Below are 8,785 nucleotides of genomic sequence, written 5' to 3' on the forward strand. Positions count from 1 at the left end.
GAATCGCTTACTGTAACGGGCTTAGCCTGCATTTGATAGAGCTTTTCGGCTGTGTAGATCGCGACGTTGCCGGCGCCTGAAATTGTGCAAATTTTGCCGTGCAGCGAATCGCCTCTGGTAGCGAGCATCTCGTTTGCAAAATAGACCGATCCGTAGCCCGTAGCCTCGGTGCGCGCAAGGCTGCCGCCCCAGCTTAGCCCCTTGCCCGTAAGCGCGCCGTCGAATCTGCGGGTGAGCTTTTTATACGCGCCGTACATATAGCCGATCTCGCGGCCGCCCACGCCGATGTCGCCCGCAGGCACGTCGGTATTGGAGCTGATTAGGCGGTGAAGCTCAAGCATAAAAGCTTGGCAAAATCTCATAATCTCGCCGTCGCTCTTGCCCTTGGGATCAAAATTTGCGCCACCTTTTGCGCCACCGATATTAAGACCCGTGAGGGAATTTTTAAAAATTTGCTCAAACCCTAAAAATTTTAAAACGCCCAAATTTACACTCGGATGAAAGCGCAGACCGCCTTTGTAAGGGCCCAGAGCGGAGTTAAACTCTATGCGATATCCAGTATGCACGCAGGGCTCGCCGCCGTCGCTCATATAGACGACGCGAAACATCATCGTGCGCTCGGGCGCCAAAATGCGCTCTAAAATTTTATTTTTCACATACCTCTCATCGCGCTTTAGAAGCGGTATGAGCGAGTATAAAATTTCGGTCGATGCCTGGATAAAGACCTCCTGACCGGGATTGGCACGCTTTAAATTTAGCAGCAAGCCGTCGATGTAAGACTTCATAGTTCCTCCTTTTGAACTGGATTAAATTTTAATTTTTTGGCTTTAGCGATAAATTTTTTCAGCGCCAGCTCCTCGCGGACGCCGATTTTGTAGCTTATAAATTTTAGATAATTTAAAATTTCACGCTCTTTTATGCCGCGCGAAAGGGCGTAGCTTTGCAGGATATATCTTGGAATTTTAATGCGCGAACGTAAAAATTTCGTCGCCAGGCGCGCGTAAGCCTTATCGTTTTTCACGCAGCACAGCCGCCCAAAAACAAAGGGCAAGCCCGTACGCTGCTGCCAAATTTCGCCCAGATCGTAGAATTTATCCTTGCCCTGCGAAAGCAGCGCCTTTAGAGCATTATCGCCGATTAGCACCTCGCCGCGAAGATCCAGCACGCGAGCCAGCATATTTGAGCTCATAGACGCGGGATCGAGTCTGGGCGCCGAGTTTTTGTGCACGAGCACGCTTAGCACTTCCCGCTTTGCGACGATTCCAAGAGGCAGCTTGCGGTATTTTGCGCGGCGACTTTCGATGCTGGAGATTACCGCGGCATCTATACGCCTATAATAAAGATCGGCGCAGAGTTTGCTCGGCACCCCTTTTTTAAATTCTATCGATTTTTTAACATAAGACGGCAGCGGAAGGGATTTTAAAAATACGTGAAATGGGAGCAAATTTAGATAATCGATTTTGCCTAATAACATAACTTTCTCCGAATTTAGCGCAGGAAAAGAGGGTTAAATTCCGGCGCTAAATCGGAATTTAACCAAAAATTTTAAAGTTTATTTGACCTCGGTGATCGGGATGGATTTGTATTTGCTAAACTCCACTATGCCCTCACCTTTTTTGAAGTGGATACTCACTCCGTCTTTGTTTTCCATATAGATGCCGTCTGCGGCACGCTCGCGCTTGAGGTTGTAGCTTTTGCCGCTATCGTCCTTTAACACGGCGGTATTGAAATCGTCGTTTGAGCTAAGCGATAGTTTTTTGCCCTTGTCATCGACAAAATAGAAGGTCTTCGCATTCTCTTTGGTTATAGTTTTTTCGCTCTGTGCTTGCTTATTCATAGCGCTATCCGGGGATTGGCGGAGCTGGTTTGAGCCGCATCCTAGCAAAACTAACGCCAAAGCGGCGCACGATAGAACTTTAAACATATTTCTCCTTTAAATTGAGGTTACACTCGTTGATGAGTGATTTTCGGATATCCCAAAGCTTTTGAGAGAGATCTACTTTGTAGCTTTGCGGATGGACGTTGCGAAGGTGCTCAAGCCAAAATTTGCTCTTCTGCTCCTTGCTAAAACGCGCGATCTCGCTTACCGTGCGGCGGATGCCTACGAATTTGCCCTCCCTAAAAACGGGACGTAAGAGCTTATGCGCGCTGAAATTCGTTAAAATTTTACGCTTGTAGGTGTAAAGAGGATGGAAAATTTCAAGCGGCGCGCTCTCGTCTATGCTCTCTTCATCAAGCGCGATCAGATCGGCAAGTGCCATGCCGTTATCTTTGTCGTAGAGTCTAAAGACCTGCTTATAGCCGGGGTTATTGATCTTGCGCGGATCGTTTGAAATTTTGATCTTAGCCACGATCTCGCCATCTTTTTCGATACCGCTTAGCTTATACACGCCGCCGAGGCTCGAACTATCTCCGCCGGTGATGAGCCTCGTGCCGATCCCCCAACTATCGATTTTAGCGTCGAAAAGCTTGAGCTGATCGATCGCGTATTCGTCTAGATCGTTAGATGCGGTGATCTTTGCGTTCTCAAAGCCCGCAGCGTCGAGCATCTTACGCGCCTGCTTGGTTAGATACTCCAGATCGCCCGAATCGATGCGAATTCCAAGCGGCTCATGACCGCTCGCGCGAAGCTCTTTAAAAACTGTAATCGCATTCGGCACGCCGCTTGCGAGAGTATCGTAGGTATCGACAAGCAAAAGCGTGCTGTTCGGATAAATTTTAGCGTAGGCGCGAAATGCCTCCAGCTCGCTATCAAAGCTCTGAATCCACGAGTGCGAGTGGGTACCGATCGCAGGGACGCCGAATTTCTTTGCGGCGAGTACGTTTGACGTGGCACTGCAACCGCCTATAATCGCAGCTTTTGCGCCGTAGATGCCGGCACTTTGCCCCTGAGCGCGGCGCAAGCCAAACTCCATCACCGAATCACCCTTAGCGCTAAAATTGATGCGCGAGCTTTTCGTAGCGATGAGAGTTTGAAAATTTATAGTATTTAGGATCGCGGTCTCGATGAGCTGTGCTTCCATGATATTTGCCTTGACGCGAATTAGCGGCTCGTGCGGAAATACGATCTGCCCCTCATCCATTGCGTAAATTTCGCCGCTAAATTTAAAGCCTCTTAGAAATTCCAAAAATTCCGGCTTAAATAAATTTAAACTTTTTAGATACGCAATATCGTCCTCGCTAAATTTTAAGTTTTCGATATAATCCACGACCTCGCTTAGGCCGCAAAATATCGCGTAACCGCCGCCGCTTGGGTTTTTGCGATAAAAAACGTCAAAAACCGCCGTCTGATCGGGCTTTGTAAAAAAATAGCCCTGCATCATGCTAAGCTGATAAAAATCGGTAAGTAAAGCCAAATCTTTCATTTTCGCCTCTTAAAATTTAATCTCGCCTCGTGCAGGAGCAAAAAATCATAGCTTTTTAGCTTCCAGACTCTTTTTATAAGCTGCAGCGTCGAAGTCTTTGACGCGAGCAACGCCGTCATCTACAGAAGCTTTTGCGACCGCCGTCGAGATCACGGCAAATACGCGCGGATCGAAAGGATTTGGGATCACGTAGTCTTTGCCGAATTTTAAGTTATCTTTGCCCAGCATCTTGCGGATTTCCGCAGGAACCTCTTCGCGAGCAAGATCTGCCATCGCGCGCGCCGCCGCAATCTTCATATTTTCGGTGATCTTTTTGGCTCTTACGTCAAGCGCGCCGCGGAAGATATACGGAAAGCCCAAAACGTTATTGATCTGATTTGCAAAGTCGCTTCTGCCCGTGCCTACGATCGCGTCGTTTCTTACTTCCTCGACCTCGCTTGGATAAATTTCCGGTACCGGATTTGCAAGCGCAAAAATGATCGGATGCGGCGCCATAGTCTTTACCATCTCTTTAGTTAAAACGCCCGGCTTGCTAAGGCCCAAAAACATATCGGCTCCCCTAATCGCGTCCTCTAGCGTGCGATCTGCGGTGTCTAGGGCAAATTCTTTCTTTTGCTCGGTAAGATCGGTGCGGCCCTTGTGGATCACCCCTTTGGAATCGAGCATTATGATATGTTTAGCGCCTAAATTACGATACATCTTTGCGCACGCTATGCCAGCAGCGCCCGAGCCGCTGACTACGATCTTCATATCCTCGATCTTTTTGCCGCTGATAAGGGCTGCATTGATTAGCCCTGCGCCCGTAATCATCGCAGTACCGTGCTGATCGTCGTGCATGACGGGGATATCGACGGCTTTTTGTAGCTCGCGCTCGATCTCGAAGCACTCCGGAGCTTTAATGTCCTCTAAATTTATACCGCCGAATGTAGGCGCAAGCGCTTTGCAAATTTCAATTATCTTTTTAGGATCTTTTTCGTCGATCTCGATGTCAAACGCATCGACGCCGCCGAATTTTTTGAACAAAACCGCCTTGCCCTCCATTACGGGCTTTCCGGCGATTGCGCCGATATCTCCGAGGCCTAAAACCGCCGTGCCGTTAGTGATAACGGCTACGAGATTTGCTTTATTCGTATATTTAAACGCTGCTTCATGATCACCTTCGATCACCTTGCAAGGCTCCGCGACGCCCGGCGTATATGCAAGCGCCAAATCCTCCGCCGTAGCGCACGGGGTTTTTACATTCGTTCCAATTTTACCGCCTATGTGGTACTTCAAAGCCGCTTCAACGTTTACTTTAGCCATTTTATAATCCTTTTTTGATTAAATTTGAAATTCTCGTTTTAACTTCGTCGCTTCCTAAAATTTCACAAATTTCAAAAATCGACGGACTTACGCTCCCCCCCGTGATCGCGACGCGCAGCGGCTGAGCAAGATCCTTTAGCTTGGCGCCGTTTGCGTCCAAAAACCCCATCGTCCTTTCCTCGCACTCCTTTGCATTTAAATTTGCGCTTAGAGTATCCGAAAATTTTGCGAGTAAGCTTAGCGAACTTTCGGTTACAAATTTCTTATACGCCTTCTCGTCGTAGCAGCTCGGGCGATTTAGAAGGATTTTAATGCCCTCGGCCATCTCCACTAGCGTCTTTGCGCGCTGTTTGTACTGCTGCGCGATGAGATGTTTTTTCGCGTGCGAACGGATATCGACGCCGAATTCCACAAGCTGCGCGGCAAGCTCGTCGTCGTCAGAGTTTTTAATATAATGCGCGTTTAGCCACTCAAGCTTGGTTTGATTGAAGGTGCTGGCACTCTTGCTGATATGGTTAGGATCGAAATATCGCTTCATCTCCTCCATGCTAAAAATTTCATCATCCCCGTGGCTCCAGCCCAGGCGCGCTAAGAAATTTAGCAGAGCCTGCGGCAGATAGCCCATGCGCTTATACTCCATCACGTCGGTAGCGCCGTGGCGCTTACTTAGCTTGCTGCCGTCGGCGCCGTTGATCATCGCGACATGATAAAATTTCGGGATTTTAAAGCCTAGCGCGTTATACAGCACGATCTGCTTCGGGGTGTTGCTTAGATGATCGTCGCCGCGGATCACGTCCGTGACGCCCATCAGTGCGTCGTCGATCACGACCGTAAAGTTATACGTAGGCGTGCCGTCGGAGCGCGCGATGATGAAATCGTCCAAAATATCGGCGGCATTAAATTTTATCTCGCCCTTGATGCCGTCGTTAAATTCTATCATGCCGCTAAGCGGGGCTTTTATACGCACTACAGGCTCGATCCCAGCAGGCGGCGTGCCGGTAAAGTCGCGATAGCGGTTATCGTAGCGCGGGCGCTCTTTGCGAGCTTCCTGCTGCGCTCGCAGCTCGTCAAGCTCGTCCTTGCTCATATAGCACTTGTACGCCTTACCCTCATCTAGCAGCTTTTGGACATATTGTTTGTAAAGATCGAAGCGCGAGCTTTGATACACGATCTGCCCGTCATAGTCCAGATCGCACCACTTAAAGGCCTCCTCGATCGCCTTAGCAGCCTCCTGCGAATTGCGCTTCAAATCAGTGTCCTCGATACGCAGCAGGAATTTGCCCCCGTTTGCTCTAGCGTAAAGATAACTAAAAAGCGCCGTTCTAAGTCCGCCGATATGTAAATATCCCGTAGGACTCGGCGCAAAACGAGTTACTATCATAAAATTCCTTTGCAAAAATTACCATTTAATGTTATAATCGCGATCTTGTAATTATAAAGCAAAAAGACTAAATAAAGGTTAAAAATGATAAAGAAACTGCTTTTTTCCGCAATGATATGTGCCGTTTGTGCAAATGCCGAAGTAGTAAACGGCGTCATCGCCGTGGTAGATAATGAGCCCATCACCGGCTACGAACTAGCCAAAGTTCAAAAACTAACGGGCGCTTCGCCGCAAGCTGCGATGGAAATTTTAATCGGGCAAAAGCTGCAACAATCCGAGATTAAACGCCGCGGCATCGCGGTAAATGACGCGGAGATCGACGCGAGACTCAAAGCGATCGCCGATCAAAATAAGCTTAGCTTAGACCAACTCAAAACCGCCGTGCAAAAGCAAGGCATGAACTACGATGACTTTAAAGCAAATATCCGCCGCACACTGCTTGAAGAAAAGCTCTATGGCTCGATATTCGCAGACGTACAGCACCGCACGACCCCCGAAAATGTTAAAAAATTTTACAGCCAAAATAGTTCATTATTTACAACCTTCGATAGCATCACGCTCACCCGCTACATCGCAAAATCGCAAGCTCCGCTCGATAAGATCCGCACAAATCCAAAGCTCCGTCCGAGCGACGTGTATGTGATGAAGGGAACCCTCAAGGCCAATCAAATGGATGAGGGGCTCAAATACATCGTCACGAATGTCGAGCAGGGCAAATTTTCGCCGATCATCCCTACGCGCAACGGCTACGAGATGTTTTACGTAAACGACAAAAAGGGACTTCGCACGCTTGATTTTGACAGTGTGCAAGACAAGGCGATCGAGGGCTACGTAACTTCCGAGCGCAAAAAAGCTGTCGCCGAGTTTAACGACAGACTCCGCTCAAACGCTAATATCCGCATTATCGAGCGTCCGCAGGCAAAATCGCAAGGCGCAAAAACCGCCCCAAAAGTTAAAGTGCAAAAAAGGCAGTAAATTTTAAAATCTGCCGCCATACATTAAATTTTATAGAATTTAACACCGATAACGCGAGGGCAAGCGCGCAGCTTGTCCGCTCGCGCATAAAATTTTTGATAAAATTTAAAGGCTTTGCGCTGATAACGATCAAAAATTTTACCGAACTTAAAAGTGATCATCTACGCGAAATTCGAACCCCGTGCGGCTCAAATTTAGCTGGTGCGCCGCGACGGCGACGAGCAAATTTCGATTTTGATTTACGACTACGACGGAGGGTTAAAGTCGAATTTAGCTCTGTCCGATGAGCTTAGAAACTCGGGTGTGGATGGACGAGCTGCCCGAAATAGGCGACACGGCGGTAGGTCTCGGCGCAGGACAAGACGGCAACAGATCGTTTTTGCTGCGTGCGGATGATTAATCAAAGGAAACATTAAGCAAAAAAGATCAATTTATATCAAGGAGCAATAAAAATGGAGCTAGTGTATCTTTGGATAGAGAAGCATAAAAATATTGAAAAGCAAGGCTTCAACTTAGGTTCGAAATTTAAATGCAAATATGATTACGAGAAGAATGAACTAACTATAGACGAAAATCCAAACTATATCGATATTTTCCCCCGATAATATAAAAGTAAATGCTCTAATAGGATCTAATGGAAGCGGCAAAAGCAGTATAGTAGAATTTATTTTATTATCTATGCTCGCATACAAAGGAGGCTCTGGAACAGAAATCCCTTCGAGTGGATGGCTGTTAATATATGATAAGAAGAAGGAAAAATTTTTTATATACCTTAGCGATGATGTGAATCCGAGATTGGAAAAGCCTAAAATTAATCCAAATTATAGCAAAAATTACTCTGAGGATTTAGGAAAAGAAAAATTTTTCAATATTCTTTATAATCCATCAATAGAGATGCCCAGTACTTTTATAACAAGATACAAGGACCTTGCCTATTTGCTATATAGCGATGATCAAAAACCGACAGATATTGCAAATGCATTTCTATTCCCCGATAAGACAAATGGCATATTAGATATAAGACAAGCTTATAATAAATATTTGCTCAATATGTTTAAAATAAAAAATAATAAAGAAATTGGCATAAAAAAAGTATTAAATGGTATATTTAAAGATAAAAAGAACCTTGAATTTATACCTCATAATATAAAAATATCCTTAAACCAGAGCGTATTGGAAAGTAGAATTTCAAATGCAACAGTTCGTAATATAGTACTTCAATTAAAGTTATCTTTATCTATAGAATCGCTAAAAAAATACTTATTTGCATTTATTATATCTATGAATAACCAAGATAACGAATCTGATAAAATAAAAACTTACTTTTTTAAAAACGAAGGATCAGATTTAGAATTAGAGTTACAAGAACTATACCACAAGCCTAGGGTTTTAAATAAAGACAAAAATAAATTTGAAGGATTTGTTCGAGAGCTATTATCTAGTAGTTGGATAGAAGAACATTTGCAGAATAAGAAGAATCTAACCTCATTATTTAGAGAAAATTCAAATGCTCTACATAAAGATGTATACGAGCTAGCTAAATTAATCGATGCTATGGAAAAATACCGCAAACTAGATTTGATGAAATTTAAATCCGGAAGCGATGATGAATTAAATGATATCTTATCTAGCCTACCTTCATTCATCGATTTAGATGTCATAGATGAAACAGGAAGACACTTTTCGGATTTCAGCTTTGGAGAAAAAACTATATTAAGCCTTATTTATTCATTGATTTTTTATATAGATTTTTATCATAAAG

At 45.3% G+C, this 8,785-nt stretch carries 9 protein-coding genes; 3 read left to right on the forward strand and 6 right to left on the reverse strand.

Translation table 11 applies throughout. The features are described from left to right. The 6 genes from Q0274_RS01825 to gltX all read right to left on the reverse strand — a co-directional run. On the reverse strand, positions 1-785 hold a 785-nt coding region (locus Q0274_RS01825), incomplete at its 3' end, for a Glu/Leu/Phe/Val dehydrogenase dimerization domain-containing protein (protein ID WP_298027187.1). Further along, entirely contained in the window at positions 782-1,474 is a 693-nt protein-coding gene (locus tag Q0274_RS01830; protein WP_298027189.1) for an MqnA/MqnD/SBP family protein, read from the reverse strand. The genes Q0274_RS01830 and Q0274_RS01825, both read right to left, overlap by 4 nt. A gap of 78 nt (positions 1,475-1,552) precedes the next feature. Further along, positions 1,553-1,924, reverse strand: a complete 372-nt coding sequence (locus Q0274_RS01835; protein ID WP_298027191.1) for a hypothetical protein — start codon at positions 1,922-1,924, stop codon at positions 1,553-1,555. Beyond that, on the reverse strand, positions 1,917-3,365 hold the full coding sequence (locus Q0274_RS01840) for a nicotinate phosphoribosyltransferase (protein WP_298027194.1): 1,449 nt from the start codon (positions 3,363-3,365) through the stop codon (positions 1,917-1,919). Before Q0274_RS01840 ends, Q0274_RS01835 begins: the two co-directional genes overlap by 8 nt. A gap of 45 nt (positions 3,366-3,410) precedes the next feature. Then, positions 3,411-4,667, reverse strand: coding sequence for a malic enzyme-like NAD(P)-binding protein (locus tag Q0274_RS01845; RefSeq protein ID WP_298027196.1), 1,257 nt, complete (start codon positions 4,665-4,667; stop codon positions 3,411-3,413). Position 4,668: 1 nt separating this feature from the next. Continuing rightward, positions 4,669-6,048: a glutamate--tRNA ligase gene (gene gltX / locus Q0274_RS01850; RefSeq protein WP_298027199.1), complete on the reverse strand. Its 1,380-nt coding sequence runs from the start codon at positions 6,046-6,048 to the stop codon at positions 4,669-4,671. An 84-nt stretch (positions 6,049-6,132) separates the two neighbouring features. Between gltX and Q0274_RS01855 the strand changes: the two genes are divergently transcribed. The 3 genes from Q0274_RS01855 to Q0274_RS01865 all read left to right on the forward strand — a co-directional run. Next, complete coding sequence (locus Q0274_RS01855; protein WP_298027202.1) at positions 6,133-7,023, forward strand: peptidylprolyl isomerase; 891 nt, start codon at positions 6,133-6,135, stop codon at positions 7,021-7,023. A gap of 452 nt (positions 7,024-7,475) precedes the next feature. After that, positions 7,476-7,628: a hypothetical protein gene (locus tag Q0274_RS01860; RefSeq protein WP_298027205.1), complete on the forward strand. Its 153-nt coding sequence runs from the start codon at positions 7,476-7,478 to the stop codon at positions 7,626-7,628. A 73-nt stretch (positions 7,629-7,701) separates the two neighbouring features. After that, positions 7,702-8,785 (forward strand): hypothetical protein (locus tag Q0274_RS01865; protein ID WP_298027208.1); only part of this gene is annotated, 1,084 nt, incomplete at its 3' end.

This window comes from uncultured Campylobacter sp., from assembly GCF_937973075.1.
Lineage (GTDB): Bacteria > Campylobacterota > Campylobacteria > Campylobacterales > Campylobacteraceae > Campylobacter_B.